Below are 18558 nucleotides of genomic sequence, written 5' to 3'. Positions count from 1 at the left end.
TTGGTGTGAGGAGTTGGGTTATGAAGTATATTCCATATTTGGTTTCAGTTTTGGGGGCTGGCTTGGTCTTGAGTCTGGCGAGTACTAAACCAGTGCAAGCTCAAGTAGCCTATGGCAGTTATATTGGTATAGGCCCCACTATTGGTTTTACTGATGGTGTCCAATTCGGGGGGGTTATAGCCGGCCGCTACAAGCTTTTGGAAGCACCAATTTCACTGCGTGCCCAAGTGTTAATTGGTAATAATACGGCAGTTGTGCCAACGGTTTCTTACGATTTACCGCTCAACTGGCAAGCTGATGCCTACCTGGGTGCTGGGTTGGTGTTGGCTGGTGGTGGTGGATCTTCTCCTGTGGGCGACAAAATTAGTTTTGCTTTACAACCGGGCATTGATTATATGATCCCTAATAGCAATACTGTGCTTTTTGGCAACGCCATTATCGCTTTTGATGCCTACCGTGATAGCAGTGGTACAGCTATCTCAGTACAAGGTGGTGTTGGTTTGAGGTTTTAATGGGCAGATGAAAACCCTAGAGCGATCACTATCCCTAAGAAGCGTTAAACTTCATTGCAAATTCAGAAGTTAGTGCAAACAACGTGATAATTTTTGGTCATGAGAGAGACAGCACAGGATTAACACAGGAGAATACAGTGGCAATGGAATCAAATTTATTAACGGATGCGGGCGCAGATGAAGTGAATCAAGATTTCAGTGAATATGTCGCCAACCTACAACTTCATATGACTCTGCAAGCTCGCAATCTTGTTCCAACCCTGAAGCAAACACTGGTAGATAGTCGCCAGCAATTACTCCATCAAACCCAAGCCCACTTTGAAAAGCTAGTTTCTCGACAAGGGCTATAAATATATACAAATTTTAATCAAAATTCCAATAAAATAAAGGCAGATGTTGTTGGGTCAATGCCAATGGTGTTCTCACAAGGTCTGCTTTTTCTGCTTTTTTAAGTGTTAAGTTACTAAAATCACCCTTTTGGCGCAATATGAAGGGGCAGAAACTAGTTAAAATTATTGCAGCGGTTCCTTTGAAGAGCAGTTAGTTAAGGCTAAATGGCGGCTCGAATTAAAATGACTTCATTACTTCCCAGAAACCTCAGCGTTGTTATCCGACCAGTCCAATACCGGGATCTGGACGGGATTGAGCATATAACTCAAGAGTCATTCGCAGCCCTCACTCCCAAGGGAGCAGGTTTTGCCGTCAGCCAGATGCAAAGGCTGCGTCGCTGGTATGGATTACTCAAATTTTTGAGTTGGTTTCCTAACCCGCTACAGTTTCGCCTCTGTGCTTATGTCGCAGAGCAAGGGCGGATGCTTCTAGGGATGATTCAGGTGTCACCCTTTAACCGGACACGTAGCACTTGGCGGATTGATCAAGTTCTGTTAAAGCGTGGTGTCGATAAACAAGGAATTGGCTCGCAACTTTTGCGTCATTGCTTTGAATCGATTTTGGAAGCTCGCACTTGGCTATTGGAAGTCAACATCAACGACATCGAGGCGCTGGCACTATATCGACAAAATGGATTCCAGCGTCTGGCAGAAATGACATACTGGGAAATTGGGTCAGAATTACTGGTTGAATTGGCACAAGCAGAGCCAGACTTGCCCAACCTGTTGCCAGTGAGTAATGCTGATGCCCAATTGTTATATCAACTAGATACGGCATCAATGCCACCTTTAGTACGTCAGGTTTTTGACCGCAATACCCGCGACTTTAAAACCAGTTTGTTCGGCGCTTTAACTGATGCAGTGAAGCAATGGCTGACCAAAATGGAAGTAGTGAGTGGTTACGTATTTGAACCCCAACGCAAAGCTGCGATCGGCTATTTTCAAGTGCAACTTGACCGTAAAGGTGAAGTTCCCCACGTTGCAACGCTGACAGTTCATCCTGCTTATACCTGGCTGTATCCAGAATTACTATCTCAACTGGCTCGTATTGCCCAAGATTTTCCCCAGCAAGGGTTACAACTAGCTTCCTCAGACTATCAGGCAGAGCGAGAAGAGTATTTGGAACGAATTGGAGCAAAACGCATAGAACACACATTAGTTATGTCTCGCTCTGTGTGGCACAAGCTACGAGAGTCTAAATTCGTCTCCTTAGAAGGAATTCAGTGGACTGATATGCTGCAAGGTTTACAACCGGCACGTAAACCTATACCAGGTGGAATGTCATGGATACAACCACCAAAGTTGCCATCGTCAGATAAACCACTGCCAAGCAAGTCAGAACCGATTAACTTTTCGGGAAAAAACCCTAGCATGGAAGCATCGCCGATTCCGGAATCAACAGATGCACAGCAGGAGAATTAGTGTGATATCCCAGGAGTACCCAAAACCATTTATTTCAGCATTGGGACTAGATTTCGGTCGCAAGCGGATTGGAGTGGCAGGGTGCGATCGCACGGGTTTAATTGCCACGGGAATCACCACAATTGAGCGAACATCTTTTGAGCAGGATGTCGAGCAAATCCGACAAATAGTTAATGAACGTGAGGTGCAAGTTCTAGTTATGGGCTTACCTTATTCAATGGATGGCTCACTAGGATTTCAGGCGCGTCAAGTTCAGAAATTTACTACAAGACTTGGTAGAGCACTAAAACTGCCTGTGGAATATGTGGATGAGCGATTAACTTCATTTCAAGCAGAGCAACTGCTGATAGCTGAAAACCGCTCCCCGTCACGCCATAAAGGTTTAATTGACCGCAAAGCAGCCGCTTTGATTTTACAACAATGGCTGGATGTTAAGCGTGCCAACTCCCGCAGTTCAGTGGCAGCGATTGAGTATTGATAGCTTTTAACATGATATTCTGAAAACGATTAGCCGGCAGTTGTATCTATGTATAAAGCTATTTGATTGACATAATATGTTATTAAATAGTTTAACGATTTCTAAACTTGCTGGTATTTATTAAATTTCTATATTTCGGCTATGTTTTCCTCTCCATTTCCTGAAGAAAATGATAACGCTCATGCGGGTTCCATCACTTTAACCGATGACAAAGGGCGATCGCTCGAATGTTACATAGAGCATTCCCTAGAGGTAGATGGACAAGAATACGTTTTGCTTCTTCCTGTAGACTCACCTGTAGAAATTTTTTCTTGGGAAGGTGAGGGTGAGGAAGAAGAAGCGGTTCTGGTAGAAGACGACACCACCATTGAGCAAATTTTTGCTAATGCTCAAGCTGTACTATCTGAGCAGAACCTGATATTGAAGAACACAGCTTATGCTTTGACAGTTGCAGGTGATTTACCGCCAGTTGAAGAATCAGAACTCTTCACCTTAGAAATCGAAGACGAAGAGGCAGATTTAGAGCCAGAGCAATTACAGCTACTCGCTAGCTTCTATGATGAGGATCAGGAGTATGCAATTTATACACCCCTCGATCCGTTGTTATTTTTTGCACGGATAGCAAAAACAGGTCAACCTGAATTACTCTCTCCAGAAGAGTTTCGCAAAGTGCAACCTCTGTTAGAAGAACATCTTTTTAATGAAGTGGAATAAGATTATAAATTCAAAATGAAAATATAACATTTTGAATTTTTTAATTGGAAATTTTCATTGTAATCAAAATTTACTTAAACCTTTTACCATGTCCCATTAAATGTGGAAGCAATGAAACATTAATATAAAATTGGGATAGTTTGTGTTCTTTAAGATTCTGAAAAAAGCATTTTGGCAAGGATTTTCAATCTAAAATCCAAAATCCAAAATTGATATGAGGTGCTGAAAATGGCTTATAGCGACTTTACATTAAGTAAATTTAAAAAGTCATTTAGCATCCGTATTGATGAAGAAACTGATTTATGTGCCGACATAGAACCTTTACAGGCAAGTGATAAACTCAAAAATTCCTTAGAAGAAACTACAGAACTGGCTTTAGCAATTAATACTGAAAAAGCACGTTCAGAAATGATTATCACTCCGATATTGTTGGAGGTAAGACGCAGGGCTAATTATCCAATTAGTTTATTTTCAGGAACAGATTTTAATGTAGATGTAGAAAAAGGTCTGAATGGCTATTGTGACTTTATCATCAGTCGTTCTAAAGAGCAACTAACAATTAATGTGCCTGTGGTGGTTATTATTGAAGCAAAAAATGAAAATATTAAAGCTGGATTAGGTCAATGTGCGGCGGCAATGTTGGCAGCACAATTGTTTAATCAACAAGAAGGAAATGAAATCAGAAAAATTTACGGTGCGGTAACCACGGGTGATATTTGGAAGTTTTTGAAGTTAGAAGAAAACGATATATTTATTGATTTGAGTAATTATTACATCAAAGAGATAGATAAGATTTTAGGAATTTTATCTCAAAGTGTTCAGGGAGATATTCCAGGATGGAGTTCGACTAACTAAACTATATTGGGTTATGCTCATTTGTCTGGAGCCACTTAAACTTGACTGTTAACTATGATCTGGAACAATCTTTTACAGCCTGATTTGATTTTAGAAGGCTCAGTATTAAATCTAACACTGGATATGATCCAACAATACGGGCTGAAGGGGCTGGTATTGGATGTAGATGAAACTTTGGTTCCCTTTACAGTAGGGATAGCTTCCCCAGAACTACGACAGTGGGTGGAGCAAATCCGCACCTGTACTGCACTGTGCTTGGTCAGTAACAACCTGAGTGAAGCGCGAATTGGTGGAATTGCCCGATCGCTTAACCTCCCTTACTATTTGGGTGCAGCCAAACCCTCCCGACGCAAAATTAGGGCAGCACTTAGGGCAATGGATCTACCAGTGCATCAAGTGGGGATGGTAGGCGATCGCTTGTTTACCGATGTTTTAGCAGGTAATCGCCTGGGAATGTTTACCATTTTAGTCGAACCGATTGTTCATGCAGACGTAGCGCTCCGCTCTCATCCTATACGCAACTTTGAAGTTTGGATATCAGAAATCTTAGGAGCCTCTATTACCCCCAAGAAAACTAAGATTCACAAAAGTTGAGAAATCGTCAGGAAAGTAAATCTAAAGAAATAATTAAGGAATCTTTATGGAATCCAAAAATCGGGGATCATAAGTATTAATAACATGGGATCAGCAAAAAAAGACCCCAACTCATACTAAGTAAATATAAACCCGTAAAGCGTCAGCCTTCACTATAGAGGGATTGGCGCTTTACAAATTGAGTTAGGAGTTAGAAGTTATGAGTTATGAATTAAATTCAACTCCTAACTCCTCACTCCTAACTCCTGACTTTTTAGATGCCACTAACGATTGTTGTCAAAATCGGCACTTCTAGCCTAACTCAACCAGAAACGGGACAATTAGCACTTTCTACTATCGCTAGCTTGGCGGAGACACTCTGCCATTTAAGACGACAGGGACATCGAGTGATTTTGGTTTCCTCTGGCGCTGTGGGGGTAGGTTGTGCGCGGTTGGGTTTAACTGAACGTCCCAAGGCGATCGCACTCAAACAGGCTGTAGCAGCAGTTGGACAAGGCAGGTTAATTCGTATATACGATGATTTATTTACTACCCTGCAACAGCCGATCGCCCAAGTATTACTGACTCGTAGTGATTTGGTACAGCGCAGCCGCTATCTCAACGCCTACAACACCTTTCAGGAACTACTGGTACTGGGAGTGATTCCCATAGTAAATGAAAATGATACCGTAGCAATAGACGAACTAAAATTTGGTGATAATGACACCCTTTCAGCATTGGTTGCGAGCTTAGTGGAAGCAAATTGGCTATTTTTGCTTACCGATGTCGATAGGTTATACTCAGCCGATCCGCGTTCTGTGCCAGATGCCCGGCCGATCGCTGTAGTTAGTAGCATTAAAGAATTGGCTCAATTACAGATACAAACAGGTTCCCAAGGTTCTCGGTGGGGTACTGGCGGTATGGTAACAAAAATTTCGGCTGCGAGGATTGCCATTGCGGCTGGAGTGCGAACTGTAATTACTCAAGGACGATTTCCCCGGAATATCGAAAAAATTATCCAAGGTGAACTTATTGGGACGCATTTTGAACCGCAACCTGAACCAACTTCTGCGCGTAAACGTTGGATAGCTTACGGTCTTGTACCTGCGGGTAAATTGTATTTAGATGAAGGTGCGATCGCTGCAATTTCTCTAGCAGGAAAATCGTTATTAGCAACTGGAATTAAAGCTGTAGAAGGAGAGTTTGACACACAGGATGCTGTGCAATTGTGCGACACCAACGGTAACGAAATTGCCAGAGGACTTGTAAATTACAACAGCGATGAACTGCAAAAGATTCGCGGGCGTCATTCACGGGAAATTCCCATAATTTTGGGTTATGCCGGTGCAGAAACTGTAATTCACCGGGATAAATTAGTTTTGACTTAAGATGGAAATAAGATAAATTTCGTGACTAATAACCGGGGAGTAAAAAATATTATGACTCAAACGTTAGCAAATGCTGTTAACTTACCAGAAGAACAACGCTTCTTCCGGTGTGGATTGAGTTGGGAACAGTTCAAAGCGATTCAAGCTAGCTTTGAAAATGTACCAGGGGTGCGTCTGTTTTATTGTGATGGAGTCTTAGAAATAGTGACTATTGGTAAACCTCACGAGGTGATTAAGTGTTTAATTGGTTTGCTTCTGGGGCAGTATTTCGTGGAACAGGGCATTGAATTTTTCCCTAGTGGGAGTTTTAGCCAGATTATTCCCAAGATAGTAGAATATCAAGCAGACTTATCTTATTGCTTTGGAACCGACAAACCTATACCAGACCTCTGCATTGAAGTAGTGATTACTAGTGGTAGTCCCATCAAGCTACAGAAGTACAAATTAATGGGAGTCCCAGAAGTTTGGTTTTGGGAAGATGGCACATTTGAAGTTTACTGCTTACGAGAACAAGAATATGAGAAAGTTGTTAAAAGTGAGTTGCTAGCAGAATTAGATTTATCCCTGCTCAATCGCTGTCTTTTTTTCTCGTCTCCCTTAGAAGCAATTAGAGAGTTTCGCCAGGGTATTCAATAGTAATAGTAAGTTTAAATGAAAGAAAATATTTGAATATCGCAAAGAATGTTAATTTTTACCGTAAGACTCATAATAAAAAAACAACTATCGAATCCGCCCAAAGATGGCTAACCAAAAGCTGACGTTAGAAATTCCAGAATCTTTGTTTGAGCAATTAGATCATCTTGCTGAGTTAACTGGTCAATCTATAGAATCCTTAGCATTGCAAAGCATTACGAGCAACTTACCCTGCTTAAGTGAAAAAGTACATGACCTCGATGAACTACTGTCACGAGTAACACCCGATAATTTACATGGTGAAATTGACAGTGGAAAGCCTATAGGTCATGAAATATTCTGATTCTGAATTATACATACCGAAACAGGGCGATATTATTTGGATAAATTTCACGCCTCAAATTGGACGTGAGCAAGCAGGTAGGCGTCCTGCTCTTGTGATCTCACCACTTAAATATAATCGTCGAGTTCGACTGGCCTTGGTATGTCCGATTACTACGAAAGTCAAGGGATATCCGTTTGAAGTACCTGTTTGAGAAGGTTTAACAGTATCAGGAGTAGTGCTGGCAGATCAGGTGAAGTCTTTCGACTGGCAAGAAAGAAAAGCCGAGTTTGCTTGCAAAGCACTAGATGAAGTCACAGTTGAGGTAATTACTCTACTAAAAACTTTAATGCCTCTACCATCATAGAAGCGATCGCCACAGCCCCCCACAAAGGCGCATCATCCCCGAGCACCGCCGGCACAACTTCAAAATCAACTTCCGGCAAAGCTGTCTCCCGCGCCACCTGACGCATCACCTGCCAAAAAGCCTCCCCCGCCTTCGTTACACCACCTCCCAAAACAAAGCGCTGCGGATTCATCAAGTTCGCCACATTACCAATACCCACACCCAGCGCCCAAGCAGCCTTATGCAAAACTTCCTTAGCCAAATCATCTCCAGCCGCCGCAGCCTCACTTACCAATTGCCCTGTCAGTAACGTTAAATTATCCCCCACCAAACCCCTCAAAACTTCTCCATCTGTGAGTCCTCCGCGCCTCTGCGGTACCCTCCAGGAAGCCGCTGGTGCGTCTACGTTTTCCAAAATCTCCCTAGCATTTTGCGCCATATAAGGCCCCGAAGCCAAACGTTCCACACATCCCCGCTTGCCACATAAACAAACTGGCCCAGCAGGATCTACAACCATGTGTCCAATTTCACCAGCCATCCCACCAGCACCCCGCCAAGGTTTACCGTTGAGTATCCAACCACCACCCACGCCAGTGCTGACAGTAATATAAAACAGGCTATCGTATCCCTGGCCGGCACCAAAACGATGTTCTCCCAAAGCAGCAACATTAGCATCATTGTCTACACCAACAGGAACACCAAACTCGTTCTCTAATAAGCCTTTGAGGGGAATGTTTTCCCATCCAGCGACATGATGAGATAGTCTCACCGTCCCCGTGGAAGCGTCAACTGGCCCCCCAAAGCTGACACCGATCGCAGCAGGTTTTGTGTCTTGCAACAGAGAGTAAATGAGCGATCGCATAATTTCCAAGTCAGTATTAGCATTTGCATTTGCTGGCGAAAGGCGGCGTTCATAACGCAACCACTTTCTAGAACCGAGATTTACCAATGCTGCCGCCAGCTTAGTTCCGCCAAAATCGAGAGCTAAAATTAATGTCATAGTTTTTATACCTCTTTTGAATTATTACAATACGTGGTTTCTTTCTCAAGAAAGATGTTTGCAAGCAAAATAAATTCAACACTATAGAAAACGGCATAATAATTTAGTAAATTATGACTTCCGATCAACCCAATCCACTCATCGATTTATCTCACGCCAAAGAACCTCCTCGCTCTATTGATATCGATGAAGCTCAAGAGGCAGATCCTATTGAACCAGACGAAGTTAGTGGACAGAGTAAGCAAAACCCCACTCCTGATGATTTGAATCGCCAAGATGAAGATCCAAGAATCGGGGGTAGTCAAATAATTAGTGGCAATATTTCAGCCGGTTGAATATTGCCATTAGTAACTTACTCACCTTTTTGTGAGTTAAGTACTGCATCAATAAACTGTTGCAATCGTTCATAATGCGAACCTTTCCAATAAATGCGATCGCAGCCTTGGCAACGCTGGAATTCATCAATCTGCGCTCGCACATTTTCTGGCAGTTGATAAATGATGGATTGCTTATCTATAGGTTCTAATAATCCATTGCAACGCAAACACCGTTTAAATGGTGAAATTAATTTAAACAAGTCGAATCGTTGAAGTACTTCTATGATTTGTTGTTGAGGGTTAGTGTTTCTAACGTAATACCCATGTGTTACCAAACTACGCATCAAAAGACCCTTATCACGAGTCAAGAGAATCCGCGCTTGGCTATAGGATATTTGGGCTAATTCCTCATCCTCGTAGTCATTGCGGTATAAAGTATCAAAACCTAAAAGTCGTAAAGATGTCGCTAGCTTGCCCAAATGAATATCTAAAACAAAGCGGATAATACTAAGCGGTTTTGGCAGAACAGAAACGCTTGGTATAATAACACTCCTAGCTGAAATTGGATAAACATTGATAATATCTCCATCCGAAACAATGTAAGAAAAATTTATATATTCACCATTAACTTCTATAAAATCAACTTCTGGATGAGGCACACCCAACGACTCAATCATGTCCTTAATTGAGGCTTTCTCCTCAAAAAAATGGGAAATTCTCACCTGCTTATGATGCCGTGGTAAAAAATGATTTAATTCTGCATGAAAATAGAAATATGCGCTCGCCATAGCCACAGATATTTGGATTAATAGGGGCGCACAACTGTGCGCTAGCAATAATTTGCCACAATTGCAAAAAATTATCTATTATCTTAAAATTATAAATGCTTCTTATGGTGAGCCATTTCCACTCTAAAATGCTGGTTAACTTGATTTTACCAACCTTTTGGAAGCAACAAACTGTAAAGAAGTTACAAGGATTCTCAAATACTTGCATTTCTTATTGACTTCAGTTACAGTCAAGACAGATGCCCAGAATCAAACCCTAATGTAATGTGTTTTTCAGGAAGTTAGATTAGGTAAGAGGGTAAATATCAGGTTAGTTAATGTTGATGTCAGTGACGCTGCTAATAATTAGTCACTGGTCTTGATTATTAACTTATTATACATGGAGTAGGGGACACTAAAGCATTTACCTTTAGCTTAATTGTCTTTATTTTTTCTGAGTTAATTGAGAATTATTTTCAACATGTATAAATATACAGATACATAAAAAGCAGATAGTGTGGAAAAAGTCTTAAAACAGTATTGCCTTACCAAAGGCAACATTGTTTATCAAATGTTTCCGCATCTACCTTTAGGAGTATGTTCCTCAGAAAAGCGGCACAGAATGATATCTTGATCTGTAAAAACAGGATCTGTAACTAGCTATGTAGATAATTTCAGCAAAACTTTAAACAAATAGGTTGCTGCTAGCAATATTTTTGATTGTAGTATCAGCTACATCGATATTGTAAGCAAGTTGATCGCCTGTTACTCTCCAAGCAATGTCTGACGACAAGCTGCTTCTCTTCTCTACCTTGGGCTGCGCCCTAAGAATAGCTATGCCGCAGGCTTTACGAGATGCTTCTCTACGAGACGCTGCGCGTAGCTTGCTTCCCCGCAGGGGTACGCGAAGGCTCTACGCAGGAGATTGAATATATTTGATTTTGAGAAAAAAAATAAGTTTAGAAAAGTCGGTTTCAGAAGTGAGAATTTATAAAATACCAGATAACAATAAAACTAGATACAAAATTAACGCCGCTCTTACGGAAAAATATCTCTTGACACTGTTTATCTCTATTGTGGAGAATTTATTAATCGTAAAGATGTTGATCAAAAATGATGTTATAAAGTGGCTACTTAGTTTGAACTGGGAAATAGATATTGTTCTTTTTTATCTCCTTGAGTAAAGGATATTGTAGCTAAGAACACAATTGTAGTTTCTAATACCTTTTGTCCATAAAATATGCTAATGAGTATAACTAGATGAATACTGTTTTTTGTTCTGACTCTTCACGGCAAGCAGGAGAAGATATTATTGGTAGCGCCACCAATTACCAAACCTATATTTTAGTTGAGTGTCCTCAACCTTGGACATCAGAAGTATTTAATTCCAAATGGGTGCCCGAGAATTTGAGGATTTTAGTAGAGAAAGTGAAGCGTGCTAAACTACCGATTAGATTCCTCTTAATTGCTAATGATTTATCACACAAAGTAAACCATACTACACTTTTGATTTATCAAAGAAAAAAGGGGTTAAGTAATGGATACTGCAAGCAAGAGTTTAAACTAGCAAATATTGAGCAAGTAGCAGCAGCTATCCAAAAATGGTTATGGGGTATTAGTTATGATTCTGAGGTAGAAACTAGTTTAACTAGAGATATCTTAGTGTGTACCCACGGTAGCTATGATAAATGTTGTGCTAGATATGGCGCTCCTTTTTACTTTTATGCAACAGCGACTATTGCTGATTTGTGCTTAGATAATGTGCGAATTTGGAAATCATCCCACTTTGGTGGACATCGGTTTGCACCAACAGTCATAGACTTGCCAGAAGGAAGATACTACGGTGTTCTCGATCAAGATTCATTTAGATCGATTTTGACCCGGACTGGCGATATTCAATGCTTAAATAAAGTCTATCGAGGCTGGGGAGTTCTGCCTGCTGCACTTCAGATTTTGGAAAGAGAACTAATCCTCAAGAACGGATGGGATTGGTTTAACTACAAAGTTGCAGGCAAAATTTTGGAGCAAAGTTTAGACAATAATACTATTCTAGCTGAACTAAGTTTTGAACAACCTTCTGGTTCTCTCTACACTTACCATGCTAAACTTGTGAAAGATGAAATTAAGACTCAACAATTGAAGAGTTCATGCAATGCTAAACAAGAGTTGGTAGTTACTAAATATGCTATAGCTAGTCATTGGCTTACCTCTAGTAAGGTGATGACTTATAGTACGTAAAACTATAAAGGTTTTAAACGCTGCCTCCTCTTTGCGTTTAAATTCTAGATTTCCAATCCCGAATCGAAATTAAGGCATATTTAAGACTTTTCGTAACAGTACTTGGTCTTCTAACTTGGCTTTTAGACGACCATTTTCGATATCTCGAATCCAGCTTTGGCTTTTACCTGTGAGCTTTGCCAACTCTCTTTGCGAAAGATTCAAATTTTTTCGCGCCTGCAAAATCTGTTCACCCAGCAAATCGTTTGTAGTTTTGGGCTTCCTTTTGGCTTTAGCAGTTCTTGTTTTCTTTTTTTCTGATTCTGAGATTTGCTGTTCCCATTCTGGTGGGAGTTCAAAAGCCAAAATCCGTGCATTCATTAGCAGATTCCATTTACCACGGGGGCCTGTGTCTGTGAGGCGAGTTTCAGCACCACCGTCATTAGTCCAAAATTCCAATGCTTCATCTGGATCTTCGGGAAGATCAACTAACTTCGCCCACAAAGGTTGAATTTCTGGTGGGTAGGTAACTGGGTCAAAAAGTGGTTTCATTCCATAGTGATTGAGAATTTCCAAATCGCTTTCAAAAGTTCGCAGCAGACGTTTGCGTTCTTCCCGTTGTCTGGATGCAAGGGCGACTTTTTCTTCACCGTAAGCAATACGCAGCAAGGTAGGAATGGTAATGCGTTGTTCTTTGCCCATTTTGGTTTTAAACAGCAACCACAGCATTAGTCGGACTGCGCCTTCATGTTGCTGCCAAATGCTCATGACTGTGGTTAGCAGCGTTTTAGGGAGACTGCCGTATTGATAGAATGCGGTTCGCTCTTTACATGCTTGTTTGTTTAAGAAATATTGTGCCCAAATGCCTGCTTTTACTTTAAAAGTTAGTCCAATAAGATATTTGCATCCGAGATTGTCTTCTTGAAAGTGGTGCTGAATGTCCAACAAGTGCCATAAGCGGCTGCCTGTAACAGAAAATCCGTTAATTCGACCTTGTTGGGGCCAGTCTATGGAGATAATCAGGGAGCAAGCTTGCTGAACGATATTTTTCATTAAAGCTAGCTTGGCAGCTTTGCTCAAGTCTTTGCGTTTCTCCATCCCCAAATATTTCTCAATTTGTCGCTCATCGATCGCAAATTCTTGCTCCCAAGGTTGCTTTAAAGCTGTGGCATAAGCTGCAAAAATCAGATGTATGCAAGCGGCTCTGATGTCAAGCCCCTCAATTGCTCCTAAATCTGTGGCCTTGTCACTAACTTTGAATGGATCTTGAATGTGAAAAGCGATCGCTCCTCGACCTTGGTTGACTTGTCGGCTGTAACATAGGTAACCCTCCTCATCAGTTTCCCAATGTAAAGATGTGCGTTGCGCTAGTACATTACAAGCTTCCCAGATGGCGATCGCTGAAGCAAATGGGTTATTCTTTCCGTTAGAAAACAAGTCTAAGCTGGTAGCATCTCTCGGTTCAACTTTACATCTCCCCTTTTTCGCTTGCCAGCGAATAGGAGAATTAGTTGGACAAGCTATTACACATTGCGGTTCTGAATAATAGCCCTCACAATTATTACAAAGACCAGGATCAACCCAGTATTCATTGTTCTCTATTTTGATTGCACCCGTAGGACATTGGGGGCGGCAGTTGTCACATCCAACGCAACTGTTGTTAGGAATTGTATAAGGCATATGGCTCTTTTCCCACTCTAATCGTTGAGATGTCTGGCTCAGGTCTCCCCTGGATGAGTCCTGTTTATTCATGACTCGCTACCACATTATCTTTTTGGTGAGAATAATCTTTTCTCACCACACTCACTCCCCACATCCATATTTTGACTTCGCATCCAATTGGAAGCTATTTAAGGCTTTCAAGCCGAGCCTAATCAAACTTCTTTATTAACTATACATTTCATATAAAAAATGATTAATTTGTTCGTATTGAGCTTAGAAAAAAATCTTAACATTTATTTAATTATATACTTAATGAACATTTTAGCTTTAACTGTAAAACCTTAACCAAAATAGTTTTGCAAAAAAATCAGCCTATTGTAATTGGACTTAATTTTAGCGCCTTTATTAATAAATTAAATCTTTAATATATCATAAACTTCTGCTATAAAGTTTACATTCATTTGCTAAAAAGTTCAGTTTTTCTAACTTGAATAATATTTATTGTATCCAGATTTATCTAAATATTTTCATTAAAGCTAAATTGGAAATTGTTGCTTTCTAAAATACATATTGGTTCTACCAAATTGTAAATAATGAACAGACAGTTCTGTCTAGTATATATGTATACTGTTTATTTAAATTTATTTGCCTAAAACTAAATATCTTTGAAAAAGAATATCATCACTCTAATAGATATAGTTGTATCGGCTGTAAATAATAGTTATCCCTTTTTTTCAGCGTTTTGGGCGCACAGCTAGCTGTGCATCCCTATGAAAGAAAGACTTGGATGCAATAGAGAACCGCTATAGATGCTAGACAGATATTTCAATAATCAAACATGCATAATAATTATTGGCAATAATTATCATCTATTCTTGTCAATCAAAAATAATCTAGCATTGTGTTCAAAGTCATCAAATTTTTATGAGATAAAAGTAATTTTTGAATACCAAAAAAATAGAACATTAGGATAATATGATGATTAAAGGGCAAACAGATTAACAGGCGAAATTGCCGAGGACTTATTCATGGCACAACTAACAGGTTTGACATTTGGCGGTAAGACTTGGACACCAAAATTTGCTCAGGAGATTGATAAGGAAAAATGTATCGGCTGTGGCAGATGCATTAAAGTATGTGGGTACAATGTGCTAGGTTTGAAGGCACTCAATGAAGAAGGGGAATTTGTGGAAGATGAAGATGATGAAGAAATTGAACGGAAAGTAATGGCAGTTACTTCTCCAGATAACTGTATTGGTTGTGAAGCGTGTTCACGAATTTGTCCCAAGAACTGCTACACCCATGTTGCATTAAACAATTAAGGTTTTTGGAGTTAATCAAAATTGTTGTTCATTCAAGGAGGCACTGTTTGTATAAAGCGCAGATGCGCTAGGCAAGGTAACTTGAGGGGAATACTAAATATTTACTGGAACTAGATAAAAAGTTCACAGTAAACAAATCCGTAAATCGCAAATTGTTAGCTATTAACAAATTTAAACTTGCTGCTAATATAGCCTAATCAATATTAGGACTAACAGTGCCCTCTTGGAACAACTAGCTTTTTTATAAGCAGGGGGCTATCTTTTTCATAGGAGTTGAAATATAATTTGTAATTTTCTGGGGGAAAGATATGGAAAAAATCTGGAAGTTTCCCCCATTTTTTCTAGCTGCACGTTAGAAAGTTAATAAGTAAAAACAAAAAAACGCTGCCCTGTAAAAATGTAAAACCTAGTAGTTACAAACAGGGAATGGGGAATGGGGAATGGGCAATGGGGAATAGGAAATAGATAACAATGCCCAGTGTTCAATACCCAAAACCCAGAAAAATACACCTTTAAAGACGGTTTACAGAGCAGGTAGCATATATGCAACAAGTTCCTGTTTCACTATGGACTCTGGTTGCTGGGATAGTAGTTACAGCAATCAGCATTTGGCTCGGTCACAATCACAGTCTATTCCCGGTGCAAGCATCGCAACAAGCGCCTATGGTAGACGGTTTTTTTAACGTCATGTTTACCATTGCGATCGCTCTCTTCTTAGTGGTAGAAGGAACAATTGTACTTTTTTTGATTCAGTTTCGTCACCGTCGGGGTGACGATGGCGATGGCGTGTGGGTGGAAGGCAACGTTCCCTTAGAAATCTTTTGGACAGCAATCCCAACAGTGATTGTTCTCGGCTTGGGCATTTACAGTGTAGATGTTTTTAACCGGATGGGAGGCTTTGAGCCTGCGGGTCATCCTCATTCAGCAGCTCATGTTGCTCATATGCCGGGAAGCGCCATCGCAGCTACCCTAGACGATACCTCTCAAACAACTACTGCCCCTTCAATTGCCCCGACAATTGGTATTGGCGCCTCTCCTAAAACCCTAAACAAACCAGCCGACTTAGTTGTTGATGTCAAAGGGATGCAGTACGCCTGGTTATTTAACTACCCCGATAGTGGCATTACCTCTGGGGAATTGCACATTCCCGTCGGTGCTGATGTGCAACTCAACCTTTCAGCACAAGATGTAATTCACTCATTCTGGGTGCCAAACTTCCGCCTGAAACAAGATGCACTTCCTGGTATCCCTACCGAACTACGATTTGTTGCCACCAAACCAGGTACATATCCTGTAGTTTGTGCTGAGTTGTGCGGTGGTTATCACGGTTCAATGCGGACACAGGTAATTGTCCACACACCGGAAGAATATAATAGCTGGCGGACAGAAAACCAGATCGCTCAACAACAAAACCTAAATCAAGTCGTTGCTGTTAATCCAGCCGACTTATCAACATCAGAGTTTCTCGCTCCCCACACCCATCATATGGGAATTAGTGCAGCAACTCTAAAGTCATTAGTCAAGAGTCAAGAGTAGAGACGCGACGCCAGTCGCTACAACGGGGAGCCACTGCGGTCTTCTCCCAAGGGGAGACGCCAAGGGCGATGGGGTTTCCCCAAGTGGAGCAAGTGGCGTGGGAACCCCCGCAACGCGCTGGTTCATTAATCGCGTCTGTACGAGAGTCAAATTTAATTACTTTGCACGTTTGACCCTGAACTCTGCATAGCGGGAAAAAATATGACACAGGTAGAATTTCCACGGAATACTCCACCAGAAGAAAATAAACCGAAAACTCAGGTAGTTAGCCACACCTCCCACCCAAAGGCGTGGAAATGGCAGGACTATTTTACATTTAATGTTGATCACAAGGTTATTGGTATTCAATACCTAGTGACGGCGTTTGTGTTCTATCTCATTGGCGGACTGATGGCTGTTGCTCTCCGTGTTGAATTAGCAACACCAGATGCAGACTTCCTCGACCCCAATCTGTATAACGCTTTCATGACCAATCACGGGACGATCATGATCTTCCTGTGGATTGTCCCTAGTGCGATTGGGGGATTTGGTAATTATTTGGTGCCATTGATGGTCGGTGCTAGGGATATGGCTTTCCCGAAGCTGAATGCGATCGCCTTTTGGTTAAATCCACCAGCAGGTGCGCTGATATTAGGTAGTTTCATTTTTGGCGGTTCGCAATCTGGTTGGACAGCTTATCCACCCTTGAGCTTGGTGACAGCACCAATCGCTCAAACTATGTGGATACTTGCGATCATCTTGGTAGGAACTTCCTCAATTTTGGGTTCGCTGAACTTTGTAATCACCATTGTGATGATGAAGGTTCCCAGCATGAGATGGGATCAGCTGCCTTTGTTTTGCTGGGCAATTTTAGCCACCTCCGTCCTAGCACTCGTCTCCACACCTGTATTAGCAGCGGGTTTAGTCCTGCTGTTGTTTGACCTCAACTTTGGTACTTCCTTCTTTAAACCAGATGCAGGCGGTAACGTTGTTATCTACCAACACTTATTCTGGTTCTATTCGCACCCGGCAGTATATTTGATGATTCTGCCCATCTTCGGCATCATGTCGGAGGTAATTCCAGTTCACTCCCGCAAGCCAATCTTTGGTTATAAAGCGATCGCTTATTCCAGTTTGGCAATCTGCCTTGTCGGTCTGTTCGTCTGGGTACACCACATGTTTACCAGTGGCACACCCGGTTGGATGCGGATGTTCTTCACCATCTCCACACTGATAGTTGCAGTTCCCACTGGCGTTAAGATTTTTGCCTGGGTTGCTACCCTTTGGGGTGGTAAAATCCGCTTCACCAGTGCAATGCTTTTCGCCATTGGCTTGTTATCGATGTTTGTTATGGGCGGCTTAAGTGGTGTGACGATGGGAACAGCCCCCTTTGATGTTCACGTCCACGACACATATTATGTAGTAGGACATTTCCACTACGTTCTGTTTGGCGGTTCCGTGTTTGGCATTTATGCCGGTATTTATCACTGGTTCCCCAAAATGACAGGACGAATGCTGAATGAAAACTTAGGACGCATTCACTTTGCCCTCACTTTCATCGGCACTAATCTCACCTTTTTACCCATGCACGAGTTGGGTTTGCAAGGAATGCCGCGACGAGTGGCAATGTATGACCCCCAATTTCTCGACCTCAATCAAATTTGTACCTATGGTTCATTTGTTTTGGGGATATCGGTAATTCCCTTTACCATCAACATGATCTACAGTTGGTTGAAGGGGCCTTTGGCAGGTGATAATCCTTGGCATGGTTTGACCTTAGAATGGACAACTAGCTCCCCACCCGCAATTGAAAACTGGGAAGTGTTGCCGGTTGTTACTCATGGCCCTTATGACTACGGTCATGATAACAAGCTTGAAATAGAGCCAGCTGCAACGCCGGAAGCTAGTGCTTAGTTTGTAAAGTAAGTACCGCTATCCCTGTTAAGGTGACTGTAAGTTTTACTCATTTGAGCTTGGAACTCGAAGTTTTGAGCTTGGAACTCGAAACTTCGAGTTCAGAACTCGGAAATCCAAGCTTGGAACTCGGAACTTCGAGTTCACAACTCGGAACTTCAAGCTTGGAACTCGAAACTTCGAGTTCAGAACTCGGAACTTCAAGCTTGGAA

The 18558-nt window shown here is 41.4% G+C and carries 19 protein-coding genes; 16 read left to right on the top strand and 3 right to left on the bottom strand.

The annotated features are described in order from the left end of the window. The first annotated feature begins 20 nt into the window (after positions 1-20). The 11 genes from V7L29_RS03195 (at position 21) to V7L29_RS35365 (ending at position 7500) form a co-directional block, all read left to right on the top strand. Positions 21-512, top strand: coding sequence for a hypothetical protein (locus tag V7L29_RS03195; protein WP_334690447.1), 492 nt, complete (start codon positions 21-23; stop codon positions 510-512). 143 nt (positions 513-655) lie between these two features. Continuing rightward, on the top strand, positions 656-862 hold the full coding sequence (locus V7L29_RS03190) for a hypothetical protein (protein ID WP_273769525.1): 207 nt from the start codon (positions 656-658) through the stop codon (positions 860-862). 204 nt (positions 863-1066) lie between these two features. Continuing rightward, positions 1067-2323, top strand: coding sequence for a GNAT family N-acetyltransferase (locus V7L29_RS03185; protein ID WP_334734508.1), 1257 nt, complete (start codon positions 1067-1069; stop codon positions 2321-2323). Position 2324: 1 nt separating this feature from the next. Continuing rightward, positions 2325-2801 carry a Holliday junction resolvase RuvX gene (gene ruvX, locus V7L29_RS03180; RefSeq protein ID WP_442944121.1) on the top strand — a complete coding sequence of 159 codons (477 nt, stop codon included), beginning with the start codon at positions 2325-2327 and terminating at the stop codon, positions 2799-2801. Positions 2802-2942: 141 nt separating this feature from the next. After that, entirely contained in the window at positions 2943-3515 is a 573-nt protein-coding gene (locus tag V7L29_RS03175; protein ID WP_334690444.1) for a DUF3727 domain-containing protein, read from the top strand. A 228-nt stretch (positions 3516-3743) separates the two neighbouring features. After that, entirely contained in the window at positions 3744-4370 is a 627-nt protein-coding gene (locus V7L29_RS03170; RefSeq protein ID WP_334690443.1) for a hypothetical protein, read from the top strand. A 54-nt stretch (positions 4371-4424) separates the two neighbouring features. Then, the gene (locus V7L29_RS03165) at positions 4425-4964 is read left to right on the top strand and encodes a YqeG family HAD IIIA-type phosphatase (RefSeq protein ID WP_334690442.1); all 540 of its coding nucleotides are present in this window, start codon (positions 4425-4427) and stop codon (positions 4962-4964) included. Positions 4965-5221: 257 nt separating this feature from the next. Then, on the top strand, positions 5222-6331 hold the full coding sequence (gene proB / locus V7L29_RS03160) for a glutamate 5-kinase (RefSeq protein ID WP_334690441.1): 1110 nt from the start codon (positions 5222-5224) through the stop codon (positions 6329-6331). 51 nt (positions 6332-6382) lie between these two features. Continuing rightward, positions 6383-6967, top strand: a complete 585-nt coding sequence (locus V7L29_RS03155; protein ID WP_334734506.1) for a Uma2 family endonuclease — start codon at positions 6383-6385, stop codon at positions 6965-6967. Positions 6968-7070: 103 nt separating this feature from the next. Further along, positions 7071-7307, top strand: coding sequence for an AbrB/MazE/SpoVT family DNA-binding domain-containing protein (locus V7L29_RS03150; RefSeq protein WP_334734505.1), 237 nt, complete (start codon positions 7071-7073; stop codon positions 7305-7307). Then, complete coding sequence (locus tag V7L29_RS35365; RefSeq protein WP_442944119.1) at positions 7294-7500, top strand: type II toxin-antitoxin system PemK/MazF family toxin; 207 nt, start codon at positions 7294-7296, stop codon at positions 7498-7500. Before V7L29_RS03150 ends, V7L29_RS35365 begins: the two co-directional genes overlap by 14 nt. Positions 7501-7615: 115 nt before the next feature. On the opposite strand, the gene V7L29_RS03145 is transcribed toward V7L29_RS35365, so the two are convergent. After that, positions 7616-8632 carry an ROK family protein gene (locus V7L29_RS03145; RefSeq protein WP_334734504.1) on the bottom strand — a complete coding sequence of 339 codons (1017 nt, stop codon included), beginning with the start codon at positions 8630-8632 and terminating at the stop codon, positions 7616-7618. A gap of 113 nt (positions 8633-8745) precedes the next feature. Here V7L29_RS03145 and V7L29_RS03140 point away from each other — a divergent pair, with 113 nt between their 5' ends. Next, positions 8746-8967: a hypothetical protein gene (locus V7L29_RS03140; protein WP_334734503.1), complete on the top strand. Its 222-nt coding sequence runs from the start codon at positions 8746-8748 to the stop codon at positions 8965-8967. A 17-nt stretch (positions 8968-8984) separates the two neighbouring features. Here V7L29_RS03140 and V7L29_RS03135 read toward each other — a convergent pair whose 3' ends face one another. Beyond that, positions 8985-9737, bottom strand: coding sequence for a Mut7-C RNAse domain-containing protein (locus V7L29_RS03135; RefSeq protein ID WP_334734516.1), 753 nt, complete (start codon positions 9735-9737; stop codon positions 8985-8987). Between the two features lie 1239 nt (positions 9738-10976). On the opposite strand from V7L29_RS03135, the gene V7L29_RS03130 reads away from it, so the two are divergent. Next, positions 10977-11954 carry a sucrase ferredoxin gene (locus tag V7L29_RS03130; protein ID WP_334690435.1) on the top strand — a complete coding sequence of 326 codons (978 nt, stop codon included), beginning with the start codon at positions 10977-10979 and terminating at the stop codon, positions 11952-11954. A gap of 69 nt (positions 11955-12023) precedes the next feature. Here V7L29_RS03130 and V7L29_RS03125 read toward each other — a convergent pair whose 3' ends face one another. Then, on the bottom strand, positions 12024-13613 hold the full coding sequence (locus V7L29_RS03125) for a helix-turn-helix domain-containing protein (protein WP_334734515.1): 1590 nt from the start codon (positions 13611-13613) through the stop codon (positions 12024-12026). 1010 nt (positions 13614-14623) lie between these two features. Between V7L29_RS03125 and fdxB the strand changes: the two genes are divergently transcribed. From fdxB to ctaD, 3 genes are all read left to right on the top strand, one after another. Continuing rightward, entirely contained in the window at positions 14624-14917 is a 294-nt protein-coding gene (gene fdxB, locus V7L29_RS03120; RefSeq protein WP_334734502.1) for a ferredoxin III, nif-specific, read from the top strand. Positions 14918-15460: 543 nt separating this feature from the next. Continuing rightward, positions 15461-16453 (top strand): cytochrome c oxidase subunit II, encoded by a 993-nt coding sequence (locus tag V7L29_RS03115; protein WP_334734501.1) that lies wholly within the window; start codon positions 15461-15463, stop codon positions 16451-16453. Positions 16454-16654: 201 nt separating this feature from the next. Continuing rightward, on the top strand, positions 16655-18346 hold the full coding sequence (gene ctaD / locus V7L29_RS03110; protein ID WP_334734500.1) for a cytochrome c oxidase subunit I: 1692 nt from the start codon (positions 16655-16657) through the stop codon (positions 18344-18346). The last annotated feature ends 212 nt before the right edge of the window (positions 18347-18558 follow it).

This window comes from Nostoc sp. (genome assembly GCF_036916575.1).
GTDB lineage: Bacteria > Cyanobacteriota > Cyanobacteriia > Cyanobacteriales > Nostocaceae > Nostoc.
Note: the sequence above shows the minus strand (reverse complement) of the source record. Positions and strands in the feature narration are given on the sequence as shown.

Coding starts and splice junctions, on each gene's coding strand:
- V7L29_RS03195 (WP_334690447.1), top strand. CDS start 21: ATGAAGTATATTCCATATTTGGTTTCAGTTTTGGGGGCTGGCTTGGTC.
- V7L29_RS03190 (WP_273769525.1), top strand. CDS start 656: ATGGAATCAAATTTATTAACGGATGCGGGCGCAGATGAAGTGAATCAA.
- V7L29_RS03185 (WP_334734508.1), top strand. CDS start 1,067: ATGGCGGCTCGAATTAAAATGACTTCATTACTTCCCAGAAACCTCAGC.
- V7L29_RS03175 (WP_334690444.1), top strand. CDS start 2,943: ATGTTTTCCTCTCCATTTCCTGAAGAAAATGATAACGCTCATGCGGGT.
- V7L29_RS03170 (WP_334690443.1), top strand. CDS start 3,744: ATGGCTTATAGCGACTTTACATTAAGTAAATTTAAAAAGTCATTTAGC.
- V7L29_RS03165 (WP_334690442.1), top strand. CDS start 4,425: ATGATCTGGAACAATCTTTTACAGCCTGATTTGATTTTAGAAGGCTCA.
- proB (WP_334690441.1), top strand. CDS start 5,222: ATGCCACTAACGATTGTTGTCAAAATCGGCACTTCTAGCCTAACTCAA.
- V7L29_RS03155 (WP_334734506.1), top strand. CDS start 6,383: ATGACTCAAACGTTAGCAAATGCTGTTAACTTACCAGAAGAACAACGC.
- V7L29_RS03150 (WP_334734505.1), top strand. CDS start 7,071: ATGGCTAACCAAAAGCTGACGTTAGAAATTCCAGAATCTTTGTTTGAG.
- V7L29_RS35365 (WP_442944119.1), top strand. CDS start 7,294: ATGAAATATTCTGATTCTGAATTATACATACCGAAACAGGGCGATATT.
- V7L29_RS03145 (WP_334734504.1), bottom strand. CDS start 8,632: ATGACATTAATTTTAGCTCTCGATTTTGGCGGAACTAAGCTGGCGGCA.
- V7L29_RS03140 (WP_334734503.1), top strand. CDS start 8,746: ATGACTTCCGATCAACCCAATCCACTCATCGATTTATCTCACGCCAAA.
- V7L29_RS03135 (WP_334734516.1), bottom strand. CDS start 9,737: ATGGCGAGCGCATATTTCTATTTTCATGCAGAATTAAATCATTTTTTA.
- V7L29_RS03130 (WP_334690435.1), top strand. CDS start 10,977: ATGAATACTGTTTTTTGTTCTGACTCTTCACGGCAAGCAGGAGAAGAT.
- V7L29_RS03125 (WP_334734515.1), bottom strand. CDS start 13,613: ATGCCTTATACAATTCCTAACAACAGTTGCGTTGGATGTGACAACTGC.
- fdxB (WP_334734502.1), top strand. CDS start 14,624: ATGGCACAACTAACAGGTTTGACATTTGGCGGTAAGACTTGGACACCA.
- V7L29_RS03115 (WP_334734501.1), top strand. CDS start 15,461: ATGCAACAAGTTCCTGTTTCACTATGGACTCTGGTTGCTGGGATAGTA.
- ctaD (WP_334734500.1), top strand. CDS start 16,655: ATGACACAGGTAGAATTTCCACGGAATACTCCACCAGAAGAAAATAAA.